The following is a 25,628-nucleotide window of genomic DNA, read 5'->3' on the forward strand; positions in this document are numbered from 1 at the left end:
CGCTATTGCGCCAGAAAATTTAAACGATAAATGCCAATGAAATTGGGATTGGAATCGTTGGGTATCCATCGGGTGTCCTTCCATGTCATAAGTTGTTGCAGACTGACTGCGCGCATTCCGTTGTCAGTTTTCGTAGCGCTTCCGGTGTGATAGATGACGTAACGCCCCATCCAGACCATTAAGTGCTGGGCATCGCCCTGATCGAAAAAAATCATATCGCCAGGCCGCGCCTGGTTTATGTCCTGGCCAATAAAATGGCTGTTGTACTGAATCAAATTAATCGCGGTCACATAGGGTCCGGTTTTAGCGTTCCCCTGGTTCCAGTTTTGTGCCAGTTGTCGTTGCTCAGGTGTTAGCGTCATCTCTGGCGGTAAATACTGGTTTGACAGACCGTTACTTTTTAGCCATTTGCTATCGTGAACTTTCAGCGCCTCGTTCGCGGCAAAGCGCACCAGGCCAGCGCAATCCTGCTGATACCAACGTGGACTTGGCCCCTGACGGAGTTGTTCCTGTGCAATGCGCACAAACCAGGCGCGAAACAGTCCCGATTGTTCTACATTCAGCATTTCGCTATGAGCAACAAAACAACACAGCCAGCAAATCAGTGCCAGCAGTCCACGCCTCATAATGGCTGCCAGTTGATTGGTAACCATTGCCAGGCAGCGCCCGGTTTCATCTGGTCCAGCTTGATAACATAACGAGGCTGTTGCGATAAAGCGTCCAGTTTCGGCATTAATAAAGTTTGTGCGGCGTTATAAAAAACCGGTTCGAGATTCTTCGGCAGGCTGGCCAGTGTTTCATTACGCAGAAGTTTTGCTACGCCTTGTGGATTGATATAGACCGGAACGACGCCATCAGTGGGTATTACATCCACCATTGCCGGGCGGGTTTTATTTAGTGTTTGCAGGGCGTTATTAACCAGCCTGTCATCGAGGGAGAAAAGCAGCGTTTTGTTTTGCATCGCCAGCGACACGCGGAAAAAATAATCCGACATTAATTGACCCGGTTGCGCCGCCTGCGCTTTCGGATACTGACCGTATCGGGAACTGACTTCGCGACGCCAGATTTGCGCTTCGCCCTGCTGAGTTTGAGTTACCGGTAATACGCCTTCTGGCGCTTTGCTTTCACGAGCACCAATATTTTGGGTAAACAGCTTCCCAGGCAATTGCGCCTGTTCGGCAGTGCCATCAAACTGGCCAACAAATAGCGGGGTTTGCAGTTTTGAATCCTCATACCAACACAACCCGGCTGCGCCATCTAATGCCCCATTCAACTTATCTTTTTCCTGACCGATTTGTGAGAGCATCTCTTCAGCGATACCGTGTGAATAAGGCACAGCCACGCAGAAGCTGGCCCCGGCAGGCATACTGCTCCATACCGGCGTAAAATCGAAACTGGCATCCACACTATCGGATTCATCATTTAACGCCAGAAAGCTATGCCAACCGTCGTTGCTCATTTCGAAGCGCACACCAGCAAAAGAAGGCATTAATCGCTGGTAGCCAAAACCCAGCAAATTTGCACTGACCACGATGCGCTGGCGTACTGGTGTTTTTCCGGCAGTACGCTCTTCAAGGCCAAAACTGGTTTCCCAGCGTTTCTTACCACTTAACAAATCACTTGCGATTGCCGTGGCTTCGGTATCCTGCTGGTCATCTTTAAACAGCATATCCGTACTGGAAAAGACCACCATCTTGTCCTGATAAGCCGCGAACATCAGGGCGTTATTACCGTTATAGCGCAACTGATAAACAGGGATGGTTTCATTATTTAGCTTGATGCTACTGATTTCCGTTTTGCTTAACTGGCTGTCGCTGGTAGCGGCAAACAGCAATGGCTCCAGCAGCTTGCTTAAGCCACTACGCTGGATAAGCACCATATAATGTGAAAGATGGCCTTGTTTATCGTGCCACAGTGCCGCCTGCGCGGGCTGGTCTAAGAGTGAGGCAAAGAGTTTATCTTTCAGCGTTAAATCATGTTCGTACACAATGCGGCGAATACTGCCTTCAATGCCCAGACGGTCAGCATGATTCTGATAATAGAAAACGAAATCTTCGCTTAGAACATCGTGGAGAAAAGGAATGGTAAGGAGATCTTTGGGAAGCTGGCTTAGAGAATCGCTGTCGAGAAAGAGGTCCGGCTCATTGAGATCAATTTGCAAATTATTGTGCACCACCAGCGGCGACAACGTTTTTTCTGGACCGCTGCCAGTGTATTGCAATGCCCAGACGCCCGCGGAAAGGAGCGCAACAACACCGACACCTACAAGGCCATAAAACTGCCAGCCTTTCGCCTTTTTTTCACCGCTCATTGCCACATTCCTTGTGTATAACCGTCATTTTTGACGAACGAACCCGCCCTTTAGCGCGCCCTAATACGACAAAAGCCCAGACTTTGCAGCCTGGACTTTTCATTCCGAAGAAGGGATATTTACTCCCTTCTGTCATGAAGCGATGAAATTATTCTTCTTCTGGCTCGTCGTCAACGTCCACTTCCGGAGCGATTTCATCGTCTCCTTCCGCAGCACTGCCGTCGATAGTATCCAGATCTTCATCGTCAACCGGTTCAGCAACACGTTGCAGACCCACCACGTTTTCATCTTCCGAAGTACGGATGAGGATTACGCCCTGGGTGTTACGGCCCACGATGCTGATTTCTGATACGCGAGTACGTACCAGCGTACCGGCATCGGTGATCATCATGATCTGGTCGCAGTCATCTACCTGCACCGCGCCAACCACTAAACCGTTACGTTCGGTAACCTTAATGGAGATAACCCCTTTCGTCGCACGCGACTTAGTTGGGTATTCCGCCACCGCGGTACGTTTACCGTAACCGTTTTGCGTTGCAGTGAGGATTGCGCCATCGCCACGCGGTACGATCAGAGAGACGACTTTATCGCCTTCGCCTAAACGGATACCGCGAACACCGGTGGTGTTGCAGCCCATTGCGCGGACAGAAGACTCTTTAAAGCGCACCACTTTACCTTCTGCGGAGAACAGCATCACTTCGTCTTCACCGCTGGTCAGATCAACGCCGATCAGTTCATCGCCTTCAACCAGTTTGATCGCCACTTTACCGGCGGTACGCAGACGGTTGAATTCGGTCAGGACAGTTTTCTTCACAGTCCCGTTAGCGGTCGCCATGAAGACTTTCACGCCTTCTTCAAACTCAGTCACCGGCAGGATCGCGGTGATACGTTCGTCTTGCTCCAGCGGCAGCAGGTTGACGATCGGACGACCGCGCGCGCCACGAGTGGCTTCCGGCAACTGGTAAACTTTCATCGAATAGACGCGACCACGGCTGGAGAAGCACAGGATATGATCGTGGGTATTCGCCACCAGCAGTCGGTCGATAAAGTCTTCTTCTTTAATACGTGCGGCAGATTTACCTTTCCCGCCACGACGCTGCGCTTCGTATTCAGAAAGCGGCTGGTACTTCACGTAGCCCTGGTGAGAGAGCGTCACTACTACATCTTCCTGAGTGATCAGATCTTCCAGGTTGATGTCTGCGCTGTTAGCCGTGATTTCAGTGCGGCGTTTATCACCGAACTGTTCACGAACCAGTTCCAGCTCTTCACGGATCACTTCCATCAGACGATCGGCGCTACCCAGAATACGCAGCAGTTCCGCGATCTGATCCAGCAGCTCTTTGTATTCGTCGAGCAGTTTTTCATGCTCAAGGCCGGTCAGTTTCTGCAAACGCAGATCCAGAATCGCCTGGGCTTGCTGTTCGGTCAGATAGTACAGACCATCACGCACGCCGAACTCTGGCTCCAGCCATTCCGGACGCGCAGCATCGTCGCCAGCACGTTCCAGCATCGCGGCAACGTTGCCCAGCTGCCACGGATTAGCAACCAGCGCGGTTTTCGCTTCTGCAGGCGTCGGCGCATGACGGATCAGTTCGATGATCGGGTCGATGTTCGCCAGCGCCACGGCTAATGCTTCAAGGATATGAGCACGATCGCGAGCTTTACGCAGTTCGAAAATAGTACGACGGGTCACTACTTCGCGGCGGTGACGAACAAACGCCGCGATGATGTCTTTCAGGTTCATGATCTTCGGCTGACCATGGTGCAATGCCACCATGTTGATACCGAAAGAAACCTGCAACTGGGTCTGGGAGTAGAGGTTGTTGAGCACCACTTCACCGACCGCATCGCGTTTAACTTCAATCACGATGCGCATACCGTCTTTGTCTGACTCGTCACGCAGCGCGCTGATGCCTTCCACGCGTTTTTCTTTTACCAGTTCCGCAATCTTCTCGATCAGGCGCGCTTTGTTCACCTGATACGGAATTTCGTGAACGATAATGGTTTCACGCCCGGTTTTGGCGTCGACTTCCACTTCGGCACGGGCGCGGATGTACACCTTGCCACGACCGGTACGGTAAGCTTCTTCAATACCGCGACGGCCGTTAATGATAGCGGCTGTCGGGAAGTCCGGACCCGGGATGTGTTCCATCAGCCCTTCAATGCTGATGTCTTCATCATCGATATACGCCAGACAACCGTTGATAACTTCCGTCAGGTTGTGCGGCGGGATGTTGGTTGCCATACCTACGGCGATACCGGAAGAACCGTTCACCAACAGGTTAGGAATTTTGGTTGGCATGACGTCCGGAATTTTTTCCGTGCCGTCATAGTTATCAACGAAATCGACCGTCTCTTTTTCGAGATCGGCCATCAGTTCATGGGCAATTTTCGCCAGACGGATTTCCGTATAACGCATTGCCGCCGCAGAGTCGCCGTCGATAGAACCGAAGTTACCCTGACCGTCTACCAGCATATAACGCAGCGAGAATGGCTGCGCCATGCGGACGATCGTGTCATAGACCGCCGAGTCACCATGGGGATGGTATTTACCGATTACGTCACCAACGACACGGGCAGATTTTTTATAGGCTTTGTTCCAGTCATTGCCTAGTACGTTCATGGCGTAAAGTACGCGACGGTGTACCGGCTTCAGGCCATCTCGGACATCCGGCAGCGCACGGCCAACAATGACCGACATCGCATAATCCAGATAGGAGCTCTTCAGCTCTTCCTCAATGTTGACCGGTGTAATTTCTCTCGCAAGGTCGCTCATCTAACCGCTATCCCTCTACTGTATCCCGGATTCAAAGGTCGGAAATTATAACACAGCCGCGCAGATTGAGGTAAACCAATACGCTTTATTCACATCCAATGCCTGATATACTCGATTGTCTTGCCAATTACGGAGTAGAAGTACCAATGAATGCCGAAAAATCGCCGGTCAACCATAACGTAGACCACGAAGAGATCGCTAAATTTGAAGCTGTTGCCTCCCGCTGGTGGGATCTTGAAGGTGAGTTCAAACCACTGCACCGTATTAACCCGCTGCGTCTGGGCTATATTTCCGAGCGTGCTGGCGGTTTATTTGGCAAAAAGGTGCTCGATGTTGGTTGCGGTGGCGGCATTCTGGCCGAGAGTATGGCGCGCGAAGGCGCGACGGTGACCGGTCTGGATATGGGCTTTGAGCCATTGCAGGTGGCAAAGCTGCATGCGCTGGAAAGCGGTATTCAGGTAGAGTACGTACAGGAAACCGTTGAAGAACACGCGGCAAAACATGCCGGGCAGTATGATGTGGTGACCTGCATGGAGATGCTGGAGCACGTTCCCGATCCGCAGTCAGTGGTCAGAGCCTGTGCACAACTGGTGAAACCGGGCGGCGATGTCTTTTTCTCGACGCTTAACCGCAACGGCAAGTCCTGGCTGATGGCGGTGGTTGGCGCTGAATATATTTTGCGCATGGTGCCTAAAGGTACGCACGACGTGAAGAAATTTATAAAACCGGCAGAACTGCTGGGCTGGGTGGATCAGACCAGTCTTAAAGAACGTCATATGACCGGGCTGCATTACAACCCGATCACTAACTCCTTTAAGCTCGGCCCCGGCGTGGATGTGAACTATATGCTGCACACGCAGAATAAGTGAGATGGTTGGCCGGATACATCCGGCAACCGTGCCAATGCCTGATGCGCCGCTTGCCGCGTCTTATCAGGCCTACAAATGCTCCCCGTAGGCCAGATAAGGCGTTTACGCCGCATCAGGCGGCAATGGTGCTGGTCAGACAGCGATTACCATTTCACCGTCATCGATAAAAACCCGGTCGTCTGGGCAAAATCATCACTCCCTTTCTGCCACGCCACGCTGCCGCGCAAGGAAACTCGTTGACTGATATTTCCTGTGATCCCCATCTTTAATTCACCACATTGCTTCGCCACATCATCGCTGATATTGCTGCCATCTTCGTCAATTTTCGCCGAATGGGGATCGTGATAATAATTCAAATCCAACGTTGGCGTGATATGAAGCGCAGTTTGCCATTCGCTGTGTAATCCAAGCCGCATCTGAATATCATCATCCTGTGATTGTGACACCTGTGCACGGTTAGCGGCGGTAAAATCACGTTGCTACACGCCCTGATAAATCACCTGCGCCTGAGGTTCAATTAACACACGACTTCCCGGTAACCACTGATAACCGGCTTCCAGCGAAGCAACGATCCCTGATGAGTGGTAATGGTCCGCGCCGTCGCTTTGTTCGCTAACATCATTCGTAAACCAGGCGTACTGCAACCAGCTATCCAGCCATGCCCCTTGTTTTTGGCTACCGTGCTGAAACCAGCTTGAGGTCAGCCCAACGGCATAACCGTGATTCTGGTTATCAGCGCGGGTTCCAGTCATGTTTGAGCGACTGTCACCCTGATTATCGCTGTAGCCCCCCACTGCCCCTAGCATCCACTGACCATCATCGCTCCAGCGTCCGCTTAACAGGTTGCCGCTAAGCTGTACCGTAGAAGTGTCTTCGTGCTCCGCCAGCTGCCCCGCGGCGGTGTATTGATAATGACCGCCGACAACGCGCAAATGCAGTGTCTGACCATCGCCACCAGCGTGATCGCGCCGCTCCATCACAAATGCCTGATTTGCCACCCGCAGATTATTAAGATATCCCCCAACTTTGGCATTCAGCACAGGCTGGTAAGCGGGTGTTGGGTAGGGATCAGGCGTGGGATCGGGAGTTGGGTCCGGATCGGGCGGTGGCGTAGGAGTGACATTTTGCGATCGCAAATACCAGTCATTATCATCTTCCACCAACGTATAGTCGTAAGCGCCCATATTGACGTAGCCACTACCCGCCAGACTAAACTGCGCATTGTTCTGGAATTGCGTAGGATCGGCCGTAAAATCAACCACTTTTATCCCAGTAGATGTCGGTTGGTCAATGCCTGTAATCGGGTTAATCACTACCGTGGTATTGCCGGATGTATTGCCGTTAAGCACCAGCAGATCGCTTATGGAATCATCGCCGTTTAATTCGCTGTCGAGCAATAACGTACCGCCGCCAGTGTAATCACCGTTTACCGTCAGTGTATCGCCAGCGATGCCATTTTGCAGACTGACCGCACCGGAAGTATTGGTTAGTTCACCATTGACCGTCACGCCTGAAAGATAAGTCAGGCTGTCGGTTTCCAGGTTGGTATTAAGAACACCTGTCAACATCACGCCATCGGTGGCATTCACCAACGTACCGTCGCCGTTAAACAGCGAGGCATCCAGTGCGGCGGAAGTATCCTGACTAGTCAGGCACAAAACCGTGCCATCACTGATGTCGATCGTGCCACTGGAAGTAGCATCAATAGACTGAATATCCTGGTCCGCACCAGTCTCGAACGTTGCGCCGTCACCGACCCACAGCGAAGAAGCATAAGGAAAGATATTCGCAGCATCGCCTTGCAGCGTGCCTTCTTCTACTCTCACCGCTGACTGCGTCGTACCGCTGGCGGTCAGTTCCAGCGTACCTGCGCCTGTTTTAGTCAATGTGCTTCCCACATCCTGATGCTGCCCGCTGCTGTCAGCCATCAGCGCGCCCCACTGCGTCTCTACGCCCGCATCAACCGCCACCTCACCGTCAGCGCGCATTTCGATATCACGCCCGTGGCCTGCCGCCTCTGAACACGTGTCAACGTCGGCGGTAATCTCCATCGTGCTATCTTGTTGATTATCAGTAAAGATAACCTGGCGGTTATAGTGGGTATCTCCAAGCTGAGAGTTGTCGCTCACCTCCAGCGTACCGGAGGCAATTTGCGTTGTGCCGAGGTATTGATTGTCATTTGCCAGGCTGACCTGCCCGTCACCCGCATCCACTACCACGTAGACGCCATTATTCCCGTCATCGCCAATATGCAGATCGTCGCCGCCGTAGAGATCGACAACATCCTGCCGACCAATCACCGTACCGCCGCTGCCACTGATTTCCAGACCATCGTTCTCTGACGTACCGCCCTGCCAGGTAGTGAAATCGGAGAGATCCAATACGCCGCCGTTTAATACGATTGACTGCGGATCGTCCTGCATCGCCGCCAGGTCCGTGGCGTTACCCGCAAGCGAGAGGATTGCGCCATCTTCCACTAAAATATCTCCGGTCAGCATCATCGACTGCGCCCCCACCAGCACATAGCTACCGTTTTCAGCAACCGTGAGTTGCCCTTCACCTTCGATGGTTCCACTAAAACCGCCTGCATTAACGGTAACATTACCGCCAGCATCAATATTTAAGGTGCCATTCTGAAAACCCGTCAGTGAATGAACAAAAGTCTGCTGTGTAGCGCCAACGTTCAATTCCGCCTGGTCATCCCGATGGCTGATACTGCCGACCATCAGGCCATAGCAATTTTGCGCATTAGTCTGGCAATAGTCATCGCCGACATTCATCAGCGAATTGCTACGCCCCAGCGTCACTTCACCGTTTTCGATCCGCATCTCGCCGGTAAAATTATTATTATCCGCATTGAGCACCAGTTCGCCCGCTCCGGTTTTGCTGATACTCCCGGTTCCGGCAATGGAATCGATCGCACCATCGTTACTTACGTCACCGATAACCAGGGTTTTATTGGCAGCGATATCAAACCTTACCTGGCTTGAATCGACGTACATAAAGCCGCCCGCCGCTGGAGAAAGAGCATCGCCATAACCTGCTGCGCTGTTGTTCTCATCCACTAACACGCCGCCGTTCTGGCTGTAGCTGTCATCAACAGAAATATCAATAAGATAGGAAGCCGCCACGCTATTGGTATAAATCGCCCCGCCATAGCCTTCGGCAGTGTTATTTATAAAGGCTGTGTTATTTATTATCGTATAACCAGAGGGATGCGTAATATCGCTATTATTATCGGTAACATCGATCGCACCGCCATCGCCATCGCTGTAACTTGTTGATGTATGTGCCTGGTTATTATCAAATATATCATCACTTAAATAGACGTCATTATTGATAGTATAAATTGCACCACCTTTGCCGTCATTGGCAATGTTTTTGCTGAACACGGCATTAGCGACGATTATATCTACAGCACCGGAGTCATTGGTCCCAGAGGAATAAATAGCGCCACCATATCCTCCGGCCACGTTATCCACAAAAATAACACTATCAAGATTCAGCGTTGAGTTTTCTTTGGCAAATATTGCCCCACCATTATTATATTCGCCATTTACGGTATTATTCGCAAACAAGGTCATACCGCTTTCATTTTCTGGCGATAATAAAAGTCCCGCCCCCTGTTGCAAAAATACAGCCCCTCCGCTAGAGCTATTTGTCATATCCGCAAAAACCAGCCATTGTCCATCAGCAACACTCCAGTCTTGTGTAATGCCTGAAAGACTTTGCCTGCTGGCCTGGCAACTGCTGGTTACGTTGTTTCCCTGGCATGATTCAAAAGCCTGCGATGAGGCATTTGCGGCTGTAAATGAACCCGCCATCATGGCAGGGATACCCCATATAATCCCTTTAGCAGAAAAAAGAATCCATTTTTTACTTTGCATGACCTGGTTACCACTTAAATAACATTGGTCTATTAAAAAACAGGTTATGCCTTTAAATAAAAATTAATTGTAAATCGCAAATAAATTAACTGTATGACATGGCAGTTAATGATAATAAATAGATGTGAAAGTTTTCTTAAAATCACATTAATTCTTTAATTAACAATACTTAAATGACATTAATTTAATTAAATCATTTATCAACCATAAGAAAAATCAACATTGAGAGTAATTATTTAACATTAACTGAATAAAAAAACACCGTTACCACCCTTACAGCAGGTTACAAATGCTCATATTGTGAACAATGAAATAAATGATTGCTCCAGATGCTGTTGCAGCAAAATCAATTTTTGCCGAATTGAATTAAGCACAACAAATAACCTGGATCAATAATTATCTTAAATTGAACGTTCAAGAAATCACCGAACGGTTATTTTTAACAAATTTTTCTCTTCCCATTGACTTTCCCGAACACCTTGTCTGACCTAAGGTACGCGGAAGTCACTTTTTCCTTCCTGAGTTATCCACAAAGTTATGCACTTGCAACAGGGCCATTTTCACACTATCTTGCAGTGAATCCCAAACATACCCCCTATATATAGTGTTCGTTGCAGCTTTCCTTACTACAGGTAGTTGGTGCGAAACTATTGCGGAAAGAATTCCAAAAACAGGTACGACATACATGAATCAGAATCTGCTGGTGACAAAGCGCGACGGTAGCACAGAGCGCATCAATCTCGACAAAATCCATCGCGTTCTGGACTGGGCGGCAGAAGGACTGCATAACGTTTCGATTTCACAGGTCGAGCTGCGCTCCCATATTCAGTTTTATGACGGTATCAAGACCTCCGACATCCACGAAACCATTATCAAGGCTGCCGCTGACCTGATCTCCCGTGACGCACCGGACTATCAGTATCTCGCCGCGCGCCTGGCAATTTTCCACCTGCGTAAAAAAGCCTACGGACAATTTGAGCCGCCTGCGCTGTACGACCACGTGGTGAAAATGGTCGAGATGGGCAAATACGATAATCATCTGCTGGAAGACTACACGGAAGAAGAGTTCAAGCAGATGGACACGTTTATCGTTCACGACCGTGATATGACCTTCTCTTATGCTGCTGTTAAACAGCTGGAAGGCAAATATCTGGTACAGAACCGTGTGACCGGCGAAATCTACGAGAGCGCCCAGTTCCTTTATATTCTGGTTGCCGCGTGCCTGTTCTCGAACTACCCGCGTGAAACGCGCCTGCAATATGTGAAGCGTTTTTACGACGCAGTTTCCACATTTAAAATTTCGCTGCCGACGCCAATCATGTCCGGCGTGCGTACTCCGACTCGCCAGTTCAGCTCCTGTGTGCTGATCGAATGCGGCGACAGCCTGGATTCCATCAACGCCACCTCCAGCGCGATTGTGAAATACGTTTCCCAGCGTGCAGGTATCGGCATCAACGCCGGACGTATTCGTGCGCTGGGTAGCCCGATTCGTGGCGGTGAAGCGTTCCATACCGGCTGCATTCCGTTCTACAAACATTTCCAGACTGCGGTGAAATCCTGCTCTCAGGGCGGCGTGCGCGGCGGTGCGGCAACGCTGTTCTACCCAATATGGCATCTGGAAGTTGAAAGTCTGCTGGTGCTGAAAAACAACCGTGGTGTAGAAGGCAACCGCGTGCGTCATATGGACTACGGGGTGCAGATCAACAAACTGATGTATACCCGTCTGCTGAAAGGTGAAGATATCACGCTGTTCAGCCCCTCTGACGTACCGGGGCTGTACGATGCGTTCTTCGCCGATCAGGAAGAGTTTGAGCGCCTGTACACCAAATATGAGAAAGACGACAGCATCCGCAAACAGCGCGTGAAAGCGGTTGAGCTGTTCTCGCTGATGATGCAGGAACGTGCGTCTACTGGTCGTATTTATATTCAGAACGTTGACCACTGCAACACCCACAGCCCGTTTGATCCGGCTATTGCGCCAGTTCGCCAGTCTAACCTGTGTCTGGAAATCGCTCTGCCGACCAAACCGCTGAATGACGTTAACGACGAAAACGGCGAAATCGCGCTGTGTACGCTTTCTGCTTTCAACCTGGGGGCAATTAACAGCCTGGATGAACTGGAAGAGTTGGCCGTTCTGGCGGTACGCGCACTCGACGCGCTGCTGGATTATCAAGATTACCCGATCCCGGCAGCCAAACGCGGGGCGATGGGTCGTCGTACGCTGGGTATTGGTGTGATCAACTTCGCGTACTATCTGGCGAAGCACGGTAAACGCTACTCCGACGGCAGCGCCAACAACCTGACGCACAAAACCTTCGAAGCGATTCAGTATTATCTGCTGAAAGCCTCTAACGAGCTGGCGAAAGAGCAAGGCGCATGTCCGTGGTTTAACGAAACCACCTACGCGAAAGGGATCCTGCCGATCGATACCTATAAGAAAGATCTGGATGCCATCGCTAATGAGCCGCTGCATTACGACTGGGAAGCACTGCGTGAGTCAATCAAAACGCACGGCCTGCGTAACTCTACGCTTTCAGCCCTGATGCCGTCGGAGACGTCTTCACAGATCTCTAACGCCACTAACGGTATTGAACCGCCGCGCGGTTACGTTAGCATCAAAGCCTCGAAAGACGGTATTCTGCGCCAGGTCGTGCCGGACTATGAACATCTGCACGACGCCTACGAGTTGCTGTGGGAAATGCCGGGTAACGACGGCTACCTGCAACTGGTTGGTATCATGCAGAAATTTATCGATCAGTCGATTTCTGCGAATACTAACTACGATCCGTCACGATTCCCGTCAGGAAAAGTGCCGATGCAGCAGTTGCTGAAAGACCTGCTCACCGCCTACAAATTCGGGGTCAAAACGCTGTATTATCAGAACACCCGTGACGGCGCAGAAGATGCGCAGGACGATCTGGTACCGTCAATCCAGGACGATGGCTGCGAAAGCGGCGCATGTAAGATCTGATATTGAGATGCCGGATGCGGCGTGAACGCCTTATCCGGCATTAAAACCACAGGACACAGTCATGGCATATACCACCTTTTCACAGACGAAAAATGATCAGCTCAAAGAGCCGATGTTCTTTGGTCAGCCGGTCAACGTGGCCCGCTACGATCAGCAAAAATATGAAATCTTCGAAAAGCTGATCGAAAAGCAGCTCTCTTTCTTCTGGCGTCCGGAAGAAGTTGACGTCTCCCGCGACCGTATCGATTATCAGGCGTTGCCTGAACACGAAAAACACATTTTTATCAGCAACCTGAAATACCAGACGTTGCTCGATTCAATTCAGGGTCGTAGCCCGAACGTGGCACTGCTGCCGCTAATTTCTATTCCGGAACTGGAAACCTGGGTCGAAACCTGGGCATTTTCAGAAACGATTCACTCTCGTTCCTATACCCATATCATTCGTAATATCGTTAACGATCCGTCTGTTGTATTCGACGATATCGTCACTAACGAGCAGATCCAGAAACGCGCGGAAGGCATTTCCCGCTATTACGATGAACTGATCGAGATGACCAGTTACTGGCATTTGCTGGGCGAAGGCACCCACACCGTAAACGGTAAAACTGTGACCGTTAGCCTGCGCGAGCTGAAGAAAAAACTGTATCTCTGTCTGATGAGCGTTAACGCGCTGGAAGCGATTCGTTTCTACGTCAGCTTTGCTTGTTCCTTCGCATTTGCTGAACGCGAACTGATGGAAGGTAACGCCAAAATCATTCGCCTGATTGCCCGCGACGAAGCACTGCACCTGACCGGTACTCAACATATGCTGAATCTACTGCGCAGCGGCGCGGATGATCCGGAAATGGCGGAAATAGCCGAAGAGTGTAAGCAAGAGTGCTATGACCTGTTTGTTCAGGCGGCACAACAGGAGAAAGACTGGGCGGATTATCTGTTCCGTGACGGTTCGATGATTGGTCTGAATAAAGACATTCTCTGCCAGTACGTGGAATACATCACCAATATCCGTATGCAAGCTGTCGGTTTGGATCTGCCGTTCCAGACACGTTCCAACCCGATCCCGTGGATCAACACCTGGCTGGTGTCTGATAACGTACAGGTTGCCCCACAGGAAGTTGAGGTGAGTTCTTATCTGGTCGGTCAAATTGACTCGGAAGTGGACACCGACGATTTGAGTAACTTCCAGCTCTGATGACCCGCGTTACCTTGAGCATTACTGGCACACAACTGCTGTGCCAGGATGAACACCCTTCCCTTCTGGCGGCGCTGGAATCCCACAATGTGGCGGTTGAGTATCAGTGCCGCGAAGGCTATTGCGGATCCTGTCGCACACGCCTGGTTGCAGGTCAGGTGGACTGGATTGCCGAACCATTAGCCTTTATTCAGCCTGGGGAGATTTTGCCCTGTTGTTGCCGGGCAAAAGGCGATATCGAAATAGAGATGTGATCTCGCACTAGCGCCAGATGCGACGCTTACGCGTCTTATCTGGCCTACAACGATTACATGGCGTAGTAATACGCTTTCACCTGCTCCCAGTCGGCTTTGGGAATCGGCTCCAGATATTTTTCCAGTTGGCGGAAGTCATGATTGATCGCTTTATGGCGCCGTAAACGACGGCGGCTTTTCTCCAGGTCAAGAAAACCCGCTTCTGCCTTACCTTCTGTTTTCACATAGATATGGCGGACATAACAGCAACCATGCTGACGATTAACGCTATGCATTTTTTTAAACGCCAGCGCCATCGCTTTTAGCATCCCTTCGCGGGCATCATCAGCAAAAGGCGTAATTGCATGTTGCGCATACCAGTCAGCAATGCTGACAAACCCCGCCATATCTTCGGTGACCAGCAATGCGCGCCATTCGCCATCAATTTTCACCGCTTCACCAAAAACGATTTTCGGCACAATCACACCGGCGCGTTCCAGATCCTTTATCACCGCAACCTCGCGCACAATCGTCGGGCGACCAAACGGATAGCGGAGAGAATGAAACAGGTGCTGAGTCATACGCTTCACATAAAGTTTTTGCCCGTCTCGTTCAACGCATTGCACTCCGCTCATGCCGTTGCGGCGGAAATTAGGCTCTTCAACCCAGTCACCTTCCGTTGCCCACCAGTGATTAAATTCGTCGTGTTTTGCTGAAACAACCATACCCTGTCGCCTGTTGTTATTGTTAACGACAATGACTATAGGTGTTCACCTTAAGAAAAACTTAATAAAAAATGTTTATTAATGGGTTTCTTTTGCCGAGACTAGCGTCACGCCACTTCTTCCCTTCATTTGTAGAGCATAGATTCCGCCAGCCACTACCACTAACAGCGCGCCCAGTAGATATATCGTCCGGTAGCCGGTATGCGCAACCATCATCCCCATCACAAACGCCCCCAGCGCCAACCCAGCATCCATCGCATTGAAGAATAACGAGTTTGCGACACCAATTTTATGTGGTTCTACCGAACTGATGATTTGTGTCTGGAATACTGGCGTGACAGATCCATAACCAATACCAATCAGCGCGCCAGAGACGATCATCATCACGCTTCCCTGACTAAAACCCAGCGCAACCAGACCAATGGTAAATGCCAACAGACAAGGGTAAACCACATAATTGGGCCCTTTTTTATCGCAAATGTTGCCAGTAAAGGTTCGGCAAATCATCAGGAATACGGCGTAACAAAGCAGGAAGTTACTGGCAGCCGACATCAGGTTAAGTTCGCGAGCGTAGAGCGCCAGAAAAGCAGAAACCCCTGCGTAAGAAAAAGTCATAAAAAAGGTAACCATCGCAAACGGTATCGCGGCACGGTCAAACATTGCCGCGAAGCCCATTTTTGCTTTCGCCCCATCAGCATGGCGCAGTACCGATGGAACGGTCATCATCAACGATAATACGATGCCTAACGCGGCAACCGCTGTGCATAACCAGAATGCGGGGGCAAAGGCTTCCCAGCGCGCCATATTCAGGCCAATCCACGGCCCAACCACCATCGCCAACCCCATTGCCAGAGAGAAAAAACTGATGCCCTCCCCACGTCGGGAGGCCGGGATCAACCGCGCGGAAATCGTACCTTTTACCGTAGTGATAACCCCGAAGGTAATACCATGAAGCACCCGAATAAAAAGCAGTGATTCAATCGACTGACAAAAAGGATACAACGCAGTGACCAACAAAAAGGCCAGAGAAGAGAGCACCAGAATAGTTTTATTCGAATATTTACCCACCCATTGCCCGGCAAAGGGGCGAATAATAATGGCGGCAATTAAAAATAAAGTCACCAATAAACCAGCTTTATCAGGCGAGGCATGTAAACGGTCAGAGATGTAAATTGGCAACAACGTTAATAAAACATAAAAAACGAAGAAGATAATAAAACTGATGATAGTGATTGCCCAAAAATCCTTCGTCCATAACTTTTCTTTCATACCCTACCGCCTGTCAGGATGACGCACACAGACAACATTCCCGTTACTGCGGTTGCGTCAAATTGTGATGTACTTTGCAGAATAAGAGTATAAATGGCGGCATTCTATTAGAGAAATTAATCGTTTTAATATTATTAATAAGCAAACACTAATGACACTGACTCAAATACATTCTTTACTCGCCGTGCTGGATTACGGCGGCTTTACCGAAGCCAGCAAGCGGTTGTTCATGACGCAATCAGCGGTAAGTCAGGCGATTGCCACACTGGAACAAGAACTTGGCGTGAATATACTGCTGCGCGATCGCCGTAAAGCTTTGCAGTTGACCGCAGCTGGTGACCGAATTGTGCATCACCTGCGCGCCATTACTCGAGAAGTTAACGCCGTGAAAGAGATAGCCGAACAGGAAAAACAGAACCCGCAAAGGACGCTGAGGCTCGGCTGTTTCCCCAGTGTATGCGCCTGCATTTTACCAGTGGTTATTCGCTACTTTGAAATTCATCATCCGAATGTAAAAATCATTCCTTTTGAGGAAAATAGCACGGAAATTATTGATTCAGTCCAGAATGAAACCATTGATGCTGGTTTTGTTCATTTTCCCGTTAGTGGAATGTACTCCGTACCGATATATCAGGATAAATTTACTGTAGTATTGCCGCCCGACCATCCACTGGCAAACAATAGCACCATTACGGTAGAAGAGCTGATGGGTGAGCCATTAATTATCAGTAAAGGACGCTATGAATTAAGTATTATGGCGTTATTTAAAGAAAAAAATATCACACCGCAGATAAAATATGAATTTAACCATCCGGATACAGCAATCAGTTTTATTCGTCAGGGATTAGGCATTGCTTTATTACCGGAATTAACACTTAAAACCATTGCCGGTGAATTGTGTTCCGTTCCTCTGCAGCCGACCTTCTATCGACAGATTTCATTACTGGCGAAAGAAACTCCAGTAGAAGGTAGCCCGCTGTTTTTACTGCAGATGTGCATGGAGAGCTTAGTGGTGAGTGGTAAAATTTGAAGTAAGACAGGATGGCGTTTAAAACGCCATCCTGTAATAACGTTACTCTTTGTTGAGGAATTTTACCGCCTTGTCAGGGAAGTCGGTAAATAACCCATTAACACCGGCTTTATTGTACAGAATGTCATACAGCTGATTCACATCGGTAGCATATTCCGGTAGCTTGTCGGCCCGCACGGTATAGGGATGCACCACCAGCTTATTCTGCTGTGCATCTTTTACCATTCCGGTAAGCTTGATATTACCCGGCTGCGATTTCTCATCAATCACCATATGGTAATCCGGACCAATGCCATCAGCATATTCCGCGACCTGTTTCATGGCGCCCGGCTTGAACATCCAGTCATAGCTGTAATTAACCCAGCTTCCGTCCGGTTGTTTCTGCTGAGTTTCGTTCCAGTCGGTATAGGCAATCAGCTGTACCAGGTTGAGGTCCATGCCCATTTTGGGTTCCAGCTCATTCTTAATACGCTTCAGTTCATCAGCATCAAAGCACTGCAAATAAACCTTATCATCCTTACCGGTGTAGCCATATTTCTTCAGCACTTCCAGGGTTTTTGCCGCAATATCCTTCCCTTCCTGATGATGGAACCACGGCGCTTTAATCTCTGGATAGATACCAATATTTTTCCCGGTCGAATGGTTTAGCCCCTGAACAAATTCAATTTCCTCTTCGAAAGTGTGCACACGGAAGTCAGATTTACCCATCGGGAAACGTCCGGGGAAAGTCTGCACTTTTTTTCCGTTTTCAATATCGAAGCCTTCAGTGAATTTTAAAGACTTAATTTCATCCAGCGTAAAATCTATCGCGTAGTAACGGCCATCTTTACGCGCCCGATCCGGGAAACGATCGGCAACATCGGTTACCCGGTCAAGATAGTGGTCATGCAGAACGACCAGATGGTCGTCCTTCGTCATCACCAAATCCTGTTCAAGATAATCTGCCCCCTGCGCATACGCCATCGCCTTTGCAGGCAGCGTATGCTCCGGCAAATAACCGCTGGCGCCACGATGGGCAATCACTATTTTCTCACTGTTATCCGCCGCCATTGCACTGCTTCCCATGATCATTCCACTCATCATGATAGCCATGCTAAGGTTTTTCAGCGTCAATTTCATGCCATTAGCCTCCGTTGCGTTTTTGCTGTAATTCCTGATGGCGACGTTTTTCGCCAATCATCACGACAATTAACAAGATAACCGCCAGGATGCTACCGCCAATCATCACCATGAAGCCGCCATCCCAGCCGAAGTAGTCAACGGTGTAGCCGACAATCGCGCTCGCCGCTACGGAGCCTCCAAGATAACCAAACAGCCCGGTAAAGCCCGCCGCTGTACCTGCCGCTTTCTTCGGCGCCAGTTCCAGCGCGTGCAGACCAATCAGCATGACTGGGCCGTAGATCAGGAAGCCGATAACAATCATACAAATCATATCGACAGTTGGGTTACCTGCCGGGTTCATCCAGTAAACGATGGTGGCGATAGTCACCAGAGTCATAAAGAAGACGCCAGTTGCCCCACGGTTACCACGGAAAACTTTATCCGACATCCAGCCACACAGCAGAGTGCCCGGAATGCCAGCATACTCATAGAAGAAGTAGGCCCAGGAGGATTTATCCAGCGCGAAGTGTTTTACCTCTTTCAGGTAAGTCGGTGACCAGTCGAGGATACCGTAGCGCAGCAGATAGACGAACACGTTGGCGATGGCGATGTACCAGAGCAGTTTATTGGGCAGCACGTACTGCATGAAAATCTGCTTCGCGGTCAGTTCCTGTTCCGCTTTTTCGTTATAGTCGTCCGGGTAATCATTTTTGTACTCTTCGATCGGCGGCAGGCCACAGGATTGCGGAGTATCGCGCATCATCGCAAAGGCGAATAATGCCACCAGAATGGCGCAGAAAGCGGGCATATAGAGCGCCGCGTGCCAGTCATTGAACCAGGCCATCCCCAGCAGGAACAGCAGCGGCGGAATACCACCACCGACGTTATGCGCACAGTTCCACACCGACACAATGCCGCCACGTTCTTTCTGCGACCACCAGTGCACCATAGTACGACCGCACGGCGGCCACCCCATCCCCTGGAACCAACCGCAAAGGAATAGCAGCACAAACATTACCGCAATGCTCGATGTCGCCCACGGTACAAAGCCCATAAAAAGCATGACTGCCGCAGCAAGAATCAGACCTGCCGGCAGGAAAACGCGCGGATTCGAGCGGTCCGACACCGAGCCCATGATGAATTTCGAAAATCCGTAGGCAATTGAGATCCCTGAAAGGGCAAAACCTAAATCACCGCGTGAGAACCCCTGCTCCACCAGGTAGGGCATCGCGAGAGCAAAGTTCTTACGAACCAAATAGTAAGCGGCATAACCAAAGAATATCCCCAGGAAAATTTGCCAGCGCAATCGACGGTAAGTCGGGTCGATCTCCGCAGCAGGTAAGCGCGCCTTGTGTGGCGCTGGTTTAAAAATACTCAACATTTATAGCCTCCGTGGCCGTGGTCTTATTTATGATTAACAGCCTGATTCAATAGAAGAACCTGCCGTTTCTTGAGTTGCCGCGATGTTAATTAATCATTCATTCCATGAATGTGAATTACCGCACACATTATTAAATAAGATTTACAAAATGTTCAGAATGACGCATGAAATCACGTTTCATTTTCGAATTATGAGCGAATATGCGCGAAATCAAACAATTCATGTTTTTACTATGGCTAAATGGTAAAAAACGAACTTCAGAGGGATAACAATGAAAACTCGCGACTCGCAATCAAGTGACGTGATTATCATTGGCGGCGGCGCAACGGGAGCCGGGATTGCCCGCGACTGTGCCCTGCGCGGGCTGAAAGTGATTTTGGTTGAACGCCACGACATCGCAACGGGAGCCACCGGGCGTAACCACGGTCTGCTGCACAGCGGCGCACGCTATGCGGTTACCGATGCAGAATCGGCCCGCGAATGTATTAGTGAAAACCAGATTTTAAAACGCATTGCGCGTCACTGTGTCGAACCAACCAACGGCCTGTTTATCACCCTGCCGGAGGATGATCTCTCCTTCCAGGCGACTTTTATTCGCGCCTGCGAAGAAGCAGGGATCAGCGCAGAAGCTATAGACCCGCAGCAAGCACGCATTATCGAACCGTCGGTTAACCCGGCATTGATTGGCGCGGTAAAAGTTCCGGATGGCACCGTTGACCCATTTCGCCTGACCGCAGCAAACATGCTCGATGCGAAAGAACACGGTGCCATTATCCTTACTGCTCATGAAGTCACGGGGCTGATTCGTGAAGGCGCGACGGTGTGCGGTGTTCGTGTACGTAACCATCTCACCGGCGAAACTCAGGCACTTCATGCGCCTGTAGTGGTAAACGCCGCCGGGATCTGGGGGCAACATATTGCCGAATATGCCGATCTGCGCATTCGTATGTTCCCGGCTAAGGGATCGTTGCTGATCATGGATCACCGCATTAACCAGCATGTGATCAACCGCTGCCGTAAACCTTCCGACGCCGATATTCTGGTGCCTGGGGATACCATTTCGCTGATTGGCACCACCTCATTACGTATTGATTACGACGAGATTGACGATAATCGAGTGACGGCAGAAGAAGTGGATATTCTGCTGCGTGAAGGGGAAAAACTGGCCCCAGTGATGGCGAAAACGCGCATTTTGCGGGCCTACTCTGGCGTGCGCCCGTTGGTTGCCAGCGATGACGATCCGAGCGGTCGTAACGTCAGCCGCGGCATCGTGCTGCTCGACCATGCCGAGCGCGACGGCCTGGACGGATTTATTACTATCACAGGCGGTAAACTAATGACTTACCGCCTGATGGCGGAATGGGCTACAGATGCCGTCTGCCGCAAACTTGGCAACACGCGCCCCTGTACGACCGCTGACCTGGCGCTGCCTGGCTCACAAGAACCGGCAGAAGTCACACTGCGCAAAGTGATCTCCCTTCCTGCCCCGCTGCGCGGTTCTGCGGTTTATCGCCATGGCGATCGCACACCCGCCTGGTTAAGTGAAGGTCGTTTGCATCGCAGCCTGGTGTGTGAATGTGAAGCCGTTACCGCTGGCGAAGTTCAGTACGCAGTAGAAAATTTAAACGTCAACAGCCTGCTGGATTTACGTCGACGCACCCGAGTGGGGATGGGAACCTGCCAGGGAGAACTCTGTGCCTGCCGCGCTGCCGGACTGTTGCAACGCTTTAACGTCACCACATCCGCGCAATCTATCGAACAACTTTCCACCTTCCTTAACGAACGCTGGAAAGGTGTGCAGCCCATTGCATGGGGGGACGCATTGCGCGAAAGCGAGTTTACCCGCTGGGTTTATCAGGGACTGTGTGGTCTGGAGAAGGAGCAGAAAGATGCGATTTGATACTGTCATTATGGGCGGCGGTCTTGCCGGATTACTCTGCGGCCTGCAATTGCAAAAACACGGCCTGCGCTGTGCCATTGTCACCCGTGGACAGAGCGCTCTGCATTTCTCATCCGGATCGCTGGACTTACTGAGCCACCTGCCGGATGGTCAACCGGTGACAGACATTCATAATGGGCTGGAGTCTTTGTGCCATCAGGCTCCTGCCCACCCTTACAGTCTTCTCGGCCCACAACGCGTACTGGACCTCGCTTGCCAGGCGCAGGCATTAATTGCGGAAAGCGGCGCGCAATTGCAGGGCAGCGTGGAACTGGCCCATCAGCGCGTTACCCCGCTCGGCACTTTGCGTTCGACCTGGTTAAGTTCGCCAGAAGTTCCCGTCTGGCCGCTACCCGCGAAGAAGATATGTGTAGTAGGGATAAGCGGGCTGATGGATTTCCAGGCACATCTTGCGGCAGCTTCGTTGCGCGAACTGGATCTTTCGGTTGAAACTGCTGAAATTGAACTGCCGGAACTGGATGTGCTACGCAATAACGCCACCGAGTTTCGCGCGGTGAATATCGCCCGCTTCCTTGATAATGAAGAAAACTGGCCGCTGTTAATTGACGCACTTATCCCAGTCGCCAATACCTGTGAAATGATCCTGATGCCCGCCTGCTTTGGACTGGCTGATGACAAACTGTGGCGGTGGCTGAATGAGCAATTGCCCTGTTCATTAATGCTGCTACCAACACTGCCGCCTTCAGTGCTGGGTATTCGTCTGCAAAATCAGCTTCAACGTCAGTTTGTGCGCCAGGGCGGCGTGTGGATGCCGGGCGATGAAGTGAAAAAAGTGACCTGCAAAAATGGTGTGGTGAGTGAGATCTGGACCCGCAATCACGCCGATATCCCGCTGCGTCCGCGTTTTGCGGTGCTTGCCAGCGGCAGTTTCTTTAGCGGTGGACTGGTGGCGGAACGCAACGGCATTCGCGAGCCAATTCTCGGCCTTGATGTGCTGCAAACCGCCACACGGGGTGAGTGGTATAGAAGTGACTTTTTTGCCGCCCAACCGTGGCAACAGTTCGGTGTGACCACTGACGAAGCGTTACGTCCGTCGCAAGCAGGGCAAACCATTGAAAACCTGTTTGCCATCGGTTCGGTGCTGGGCGGATTCGATCCCATCGCCCAGGGATGCGGCGGCGGCGTTTGTGCCGTCAGTGCTTTACATGCCGCTCAACAGATTGCCCAACGCGCAGGAGGCCAACAATGAACGACACCAGCTTCGAAAACTGCATTAAGTGCACCGTTTGCACCACCGCCTGCCCGGTGAGCCGGGTGAATCCAGGTTATCCGGGGCCAAAACAGGCCGGGCCGGATGGCGAACGTCTGCGCCTGAAAGATGGTGCACTGTATGACGAGGCGCTGAAATATTGCATTAACTGTAAACGTTGTGAAGTCGCCTGCCCGTCCGATGTGAAAATTGGCGATATCATCCAGCGCGCACGGGCGAAATATGATACCTCGCGCCCCTCGCTGCGTAACTTCGTTTTAAGCCATACCGACCTGATGGGCAGCGTTTCCACGCCATTCGCGCCAATCGTCAATACCGCGACTTCACTGAAACCGGTGCGGCAACTGCTTGATGCGGCATTAAAAATCGATCATCGCCGCACGCTACCAAAATACTCCTTCGGTACGTTCCGTCGCTGGTATCGCAGCGTGGCGGCCCAGCAGGCGCAGTATAAAGACCAGGTCGCCTTTTTCCACGGCTGCTTCGTCAACTACAACCATCCGCAACTGGGTAAAGATTTAATTAAAGTGCTCAATGCGATGGGAACGGGCGTGCAATTACTCAGCAAAGAAAAATGCTGCGGTGTGCCGCTAATCGCCAACGGCTTTACCGATAAAGCGCGTAAACAGGCGATCACTAACGTGGAGTCGATCCGCGAAGCGGTGGGGGGAAAAGGTATTCCGGTGATTGCCACCTCCTCCACCTGTACTTTCGCCCTGCGCGACGAGTACCCGGAAGTGCTGAATGTCGACAACAAAGGTTTGCGCGATCATATTGAACTAGCGACCCGCTGGCTGTGGCGCAAATTGGACGAAGGCAAAACGTTACCGCTGAAACCGCTGCCGCTAAAAGTGGTTTACCACACCCCATGCCATATGGAAAAAATGGGCTGGACCCTCTACACCCTGGAGTTGTTGCGTAAGATCCCAGGGCTTGAGCTGACAGTGCTGGATTCCCAGTGCTGCGGTATTGCCGGAACATACGGCTTCAAAAAAGAGAACTACCCCACTTCACAAGCCATTGGTGCGCCACTGTTCCGCCAGATAGAAGAGAGCGGCGCAGATCTTGTCGTTACCGACTGCGAAACCTGCAAATGGCAGATTGAGATGTCCACAAGCCTTCGCTGCGAACACCCGATCACACTGCTGGCAAAAGCGCTGGCTTAAGCGCCCTTCTGATGCCCGATGAGTTCATGGCTTATCGGGCATTTTTGCGTGCACGGTTCCGTACCCAATGTATGCGTTGCATCGCAGTAAAAATACTTCTGAAAACGTCTCGCAAAGGCTAAAACTGCCAGATGCCATCGGCCTGCGATCCCCGTAATGTCCCGTCATCATAAAAATCAGGTGACGGACAACCATGACTGAATCAACAACATCCTCCCCGCATGATGCGGTGTTTAAAACGTTTATGTTCTCGCCCGAAACCGCACGGGATTTTCTGGAAATACATCTGCCGGAACCGCTGAGAAAACTTTGCAATCTGCAAACTTTAAGGCTGGAACCCACCAGTTTTATTGAAAAAAGTTTACGCGCTTACTACTCGGATGTTTTGTGGTCAGTAGAAACCAGCGACGGCGAAGGTTATATCTACTGCGTAATTGAGCATCAGAGTACTGCGGAAAAAAACATGGCCTTTCGATTGATGCGTTATGCCACTGCCGCCATGCAGCGCCATCTGGACAAAGGCTATGACAGAGTCCCGCTGGTCGTGCCAATGCTGTTTTATCACGGCGAAACCTCACCCTACCCATATTCACTTAACTGGCTGGATGAATTTGACGACCCGCAACTTGCCCGGCAGCTCTACACCGAGGCATTTCCGTTGGTGGATATCACCATCGTACCTGACGATGAGATCATGCAACATCGGCGTATAGCTCTGCTGGAACTGATTCAAAAGCACATTCGCGAGCGCGATTTAATAGGTCTGGTCGACAGGATCACCACGCTCTTGGTTAGGGGCTTCACTAATGACAGCCAATTACAAACTCTGTTTAATTATCTGCTGCAATGCGGCGATACCTCCCGTTTCAGCCATTTTATCGAGGAGATTGCCGAACGTTCACCACTACAAAAGGAGAGATTAATGACGATTGCTGAACGACTACGGCAGGAAGGGCATCAAATTGGCTGGCAGCAGGGTAAATTGGAAGGTTTGCAGCAAGGCATGCATGAACAAGCCATTAAAATTGCTTTGCGCATGCTGGAACAGGGCATTGATCGTGACCTGGTGCTCGCAGCCACCCAACTAAGCGAAGCCGATCTGGCAGCGAATAACCACTAATTAACACAGGCCCACAGGTAATCCCTGTGGGCCTGTGATATTAATAACTTCCTGTTATGCGTGGCCCATTTTTGCCTGATTTAAACATTGCCAGTCGCTGATCCAGGGCATGACTATAGAGCATGGTGTCAACGCCAACGGCGACAAAGTTCGCTCCCCACGCCAGGCATTGCTGCGCCATATCAGGGTCAACAGCCAGAAAACCTGCCGCTTTACCCGCAGCGCGGATCCGCCGGATGCTTAAGTTCGTTAAGCAACAGATAGGCCGTACTTTTCGGGATCCCCAATCTGTCGATGATTGTCGCCGCACTACAGGGACCAATGCGGGTAATCAGATTGAGAATATCAATAGCCCGTGTCAGGGCGGGTACTTTGCTTGATTCCAACATACTGGATTCCAGTCTTAGATACTGGAATCAGTCTCGTC

16 protein-coding genes and 3 pseudogenes are annotated in these 25,628 nt (G+C 50.8%); 9 read left to right on the plus strand and 10 right to left on the minus strand.

Annotated elements, in window-relative coordinates; all coding sequences use genetic code 11:
• Window positions 1–2: 2 nt before the first annotated feature.
• From D9742_RS10700 to gyrA, 3 genes are all read right to left on the minus strand, one after another.
• Window positions 3–626: a DUF1175 domain-containing protein gene (locus tag D9742_RS10700; RefSeq protein ID WP_130236891.1), complete on the minus strand. Its 624-nt coding sequence runs from the start codon at window positions 624–626 to the stop codon at window positions 3–5.
• Window positions 623–2,311: a DUF2138 domain-containing protein gene (locus tag D9742_RS10705; RefSeq protein WP_130236892.1), complete on the minus strand. Its 1,689-nt coding sequence runs from the start codon at window positions 2,309–2,311 to the stop codon at window positions 623–625. The genes D9742_RS10700 and D9742_RS10705 overlap by 4 nt, the downstream gene beginning before the upstream one ends.
• A gap of 148 nt (window positions 2,312–2,459) precedes the next feature.
• Window positions 2,460–5,087, minus strand: coding sequence for a DNA topoisomerase (ATP-hydrolyzing) subunit A (gyrA, locus tag D9742_RS10710; protein WP_130236893.1), 2,628 nt, complete (start codon window positions 5,085–5,087; stop codon window positions 2,460–2,462).
• Between the two features lie 146 nt (window positions 5,088–5,233).
• Here gyrA and ubiG point away from each other — a divergent pair, with 146 nt between their 5' ends.
• Window positions 5,234–5,956, plus strand: coding sequence for a bifunctional 2-polyprenyl-6-hydroxyphenol methylase/3-demethylubiquinol 3-O-methyltransferase UbiG (ubiG, locus tag D9742_RS10715; protein ID WP_130236894.1), 723 nt, complete (start codon window positions 5,234–5,236; stop codon window positions 5,954–5,956).
• Window positions 5,957–6,099: 143 nt separating this feature from the next.
• On the opposite strand, the pseudogene yfaL reads toward ubiG, so the two are convergent.
• Window positions 6,100–9,843, minus strand: a pseudogene (yfaL, locus tag D9742_RS10720) (AIDA-I family autotransporter adhesin YfaL/EhaC).
• A 685-nt stretch (window positions 9,844–10,528) separates the two neighbouring features.
• Here yfaL and nrdA point away from each other — a divergent pair.
• The 3 genes from nrdA (at window position 10,529) to yfaE (ending at window position 14,260) form a co-directional block, all read left to right on the plus strand.
• Window positions 10,529–12,814 carry a class 1a ribonucleoside-diphosphate reductase subunit alpha gene (gene nrdA, locus D9742_RS10725; protein ID WP_130236895.1) on the plus strand — a complete coding sequence of 762 codons (2,286 nt, stop codon included), beginning with the start codon at window positions 10,529–10,531 and terminating at the stop codon, window positions 12,812–12,814.
• A gap of 61 nt (window positions 12,815–12,875) precedes the next feature.
• Window positions 12,876–14,006 carry a class Ia ribonucleoside-diphosphate reductase subunit beta gene (gene nrdB / locus D9742_RS10730; RefSeq protein ID WP_064526718.1) on the plus strand — a complete coding sequence of 377 codons (1,131 nt, stop codon included), beginning with the start codon at window positions 12,876–12,878 and terminating at the stop codon, window positions 14,004–14,006.
• Window positions 14,006–14,260 carry a ferredoxin-like diferric-tyrosyl radical cofactor maintenance protein YfaE gene (yfaE, locus tag D9742_RS10735; RefSeq protein ID WP_130236896.1) on the plus strand — a complete coding sequence of 85 codons (255 nt, stop codon included), beginning with the start codon at window positions 14,006–14,008 and terminating at the stop codon, window positions 14,258–14,260. Before nrdB ends, yfaE begins: the two co-directional genes overlap by 1 nt.
• Before the next feature lie 53 nt (window positions 14,261–14,313).
• Here yfaE and inaA read toward each other — a convergent pair whose 3' ends face one another.
• Window positions 14,314–14,964, minus strand: coding sequence for a lipopolysaccharide kinase InaA (gene inaA, locus D9742_RS10740; RefSeq protein WP_130236897.1), 651 nt, complete (start codon window positions 14,962–14,964; stop codon window positions 14,314–14,316).
• 78 nt (window positions 14,965–15,042) lie between these two features.
• Entirely contained in the window at window positions 15,043–16,233 is a 1,191-nt protein-coding gene (locus D9742_RS10745; protein WP_130236898.1) for an MFS transporter, read from the minus strand.
• A 151-nt stretch (window positions 16,234–16,384) separates the two neighbouring features.
• On the opposite strand from D9742_RS10745, the gene D9742_RS10750 reads away from it, so the two are divergent.
• On the plus strand, window positions 16,385–17,263 hold the full coding sequence (locus D9742_RS10750) for a LysR family transcriptional regulator (RefSeq protein WP_130236899.1): 879 nt from the start codon (window positions 16,385–16,387) through the stop codon (window positions 17,261–17,263).
• A gap of 42 nt (window positions 17,264–17,305) precedes the next feature.
• On the opposite strand, the gene glpQ is transcribed toward D9742_RS10750, so the two are convergent.
• Both glpQ and glpT read right to left on the minus strand, forming a co-directional pair.
• Window positions 17,306–18,382, minus strand: a complete 1,077-nt coding sequence (gene glpQ / locus D9742_RS10755) for a glycerophosphodiester phosphodiesterase (protein ID WP_130236900.1) — start codon at window positions 18,380–18,382, stop codon at window positions 17,306–17,308.
• Window positions 18,383–18,386: 4 nt separating this feature from the next.
• Entirely contained in the window at window positions 18,387–19,745 is a 1,359-nt protein-coding gene (gene glpT / locus D9742_RS10760; protein ID WP_064526704.1) for a glycerol-3-phosphate transporter, read from the minus strand.
• A gap of 271 nt (window positions 19,746–20,016) precedes the next feature.
• On the opposite strand from glpT, the gene glpA reads away from it, so the two are divergent.
• From glpA to D9742_RS10780, 4 genes are all read left to right on the plus strand, one after another.
• Entirely contained in the window at window positions 20,017–21,645 is a 1,629-nt protein-coding gene (glpA, locus tag D9742_RS10765; protein WP_130236901.1) for an anaerobic glycerol-3-phosphate dehydrogenase subunit A, read from the plus strand.
• A complete protein-coding gene (glpB, locus tag D9742_RS10770) occupies window positions 21,635–22,894 on the plus strand; it encodes a glycerol-3-phosphate dehydrogenase subunit GlpB (protein WP_130236902.1) in 1,260 nt (419 codons plus the stop codon). The genes glpA and glpB overlap by 11 nt, the downstream gene beginning before the upstream one ends.
• Window positions 22,891–24,081 (plus strand): anaerobic glycerol-3-phosphate dehydrogenase subunit GlpC, encoded by a 1,191-nt coding sequence (gene glpC, locus D9742_RS10775; protein ID WP_130236903.1) that lies wholly within the window; start codon window positions 22,891–22,893, stop codon window positions 24,079–24,081. The genes glpB and glpC overlap by 4 nt, the downstream gene beginning before the upstream one ends.
• A gap of 193 nt (window positions 24,082–24,274) precedes the next feature.
• On the plus strand, window positions 24,275–25,201 hold the full coding sequence (locus D9742_RS10780) for an ISNCY family transposase (RefSeq protein WP_130236904.1): 927 nt from the start codon (window positions 24,275–24,277) through the stop codon (window positions 25,199–25,201).
• A gap of 40 nt (window positions 25,202–25,241) precedes the next feature.
• Here the strand turns inward: D9742_RS10780 and D9742_RS23245 are convergent.
• Both D9742_RS23245 and D9742_RS23250 read right to left on the minus strand, forming a co-directional pair.
• A pseudogene (locus D9742_RS23245) lies at window positions 25,242–25,442 on the minus strand (aldolase/citrate lyase family protein); the annotation flags it as partial.
• Window positions 25,441–25,590 (minus strand): annotated as a pseudogene (locus D9742_RS23250) (helix-turn-helix domain-containing protein); the annotation flags it as partial. The pseudogenes D9742_RS23250 and D9742_RS23245, both read right to left, overlap by 2 nt.
• Between the last annotated feature and the right edge of the window lie 38 nt (window positions 25,591–25,628).

The sequence above is a fragment of the Escherichia sp. E1V33 genome, assembly GCF_004211955.1.
Classification (GTDB): Bacteria; Pseudomonadota; Gammaproteobacteria; order Enterobacterales; family Enterobacteriaceae; genus Escherichia.

Excerpts from the sequence above, each read along its gene's own strand:
- glpT (WP_064526704.1), bottom strand. The coding sequence starts at position 19,745 with ATGTTGAGTATTTTTAAACCAGCGCCACACAAGGCGCGCTTACCTGCT.
- D9742_RS10700 (WP_130236891.1), bottom strand. The coding sequence starts at position 626 with ATGAGGCGTGGACTGCTGGCACTGATTTGCTGGCTGTGTTGTTTTGTT.
- D9742_RS10745 (WP_130236898.1), bottom strand. The coding sequence starts at position 16,233 with ATGAAAGAAAAGTTATGGACGAAGGATTTTTGGGCAATCACTATCATC.
- yfaE (WP_130236896.1), top strand. The coding sequence starts at position 14,006 with ATGACCCGCGTTACCTTGAGCATTACTGGCACACAACTGCTGTGCCAG.
- nrdB (WP_064526718.1), top strand. The coding sequence starts at position 12,876 with ATGGCATATACCACCTTTTCACAGACGAAAAATGATCAGCTCAAAGAG.
- inaA (WP_130236897.1), bottom strand. The coding sequence starts at position 14,964 with ATGGTTGTTTCAGCAAAACACGACGAATTTAATCACTGGTGGGCAACG.
- glpA (WP_130236901.1), top strand. The coding sequence starts at position 20,017 with ATGAAAACTCGCGACTCGCAATCAAGTGACGTGATTATCATTGGCGGC.
- glpC (WP_130236903.1), top strand. The coding sequence starts at position 22,891 with ATGAACGACACCAGCTTCGAAAACTGCATTAAGTGCACCGTTTGCACC.
- D9742_RS10780 (WP_130236904.1), top strand. The coding sequence starts at position 24,275 with ATGACTGAATCAACAACATCCTCCCCGCATGATGCGGTGTTTAAAACG.
- D9742_RS10705 (WP_130236892.1), bottom strand. The coding sequence starts at position 2,311 with ATGAGCGGTGAAAAAAAGGCGAAAGGCTGGCAGTTTTATGGCCTTGTA.
- glpQ (WP_130236900.1), bottom strand. The coding sequence starts at position 18,382 with ATGAAATTGACGCTGAAAAACCTTAGCATGGCTATCATGATGAGTGGA.
- ubiG (WP_130236894.1), top strand. The coding sequence starts at position 5,234 with ATGAATGCCGAAAAATCGCCGGTCAACCATAACGTAGACCACGAAGAG.
- nrdA (WP_130236895.1), top strand. The coding sequence starts at position 10,529 with ATGAATCAGAATCTGCTGGTGACAAAGCGCGACGGTAGCACAGAGCGC.
- D9742_RS10750 (WP_130236899.1), top strand. The coding sequence starts at position 16,385 with ATGACACTGACTCAAATACATTCTTTACTCGCCGTGCTGGATTACGGC.
- gyrA (WP_130236893.1), bottom strand. The coding sequence starts at position 5,087 with ATGAGCGACCTTGCGAGAGAAATTACACCGGTCAACATTGAGGAAGAG.
- glpB (WP_130236902.1), top strand. The coding sequence starts at position 21,635 with ATGCGATTTGATACTGTCATTATGGGCGGCGGTCTTGCCGGATTACTC.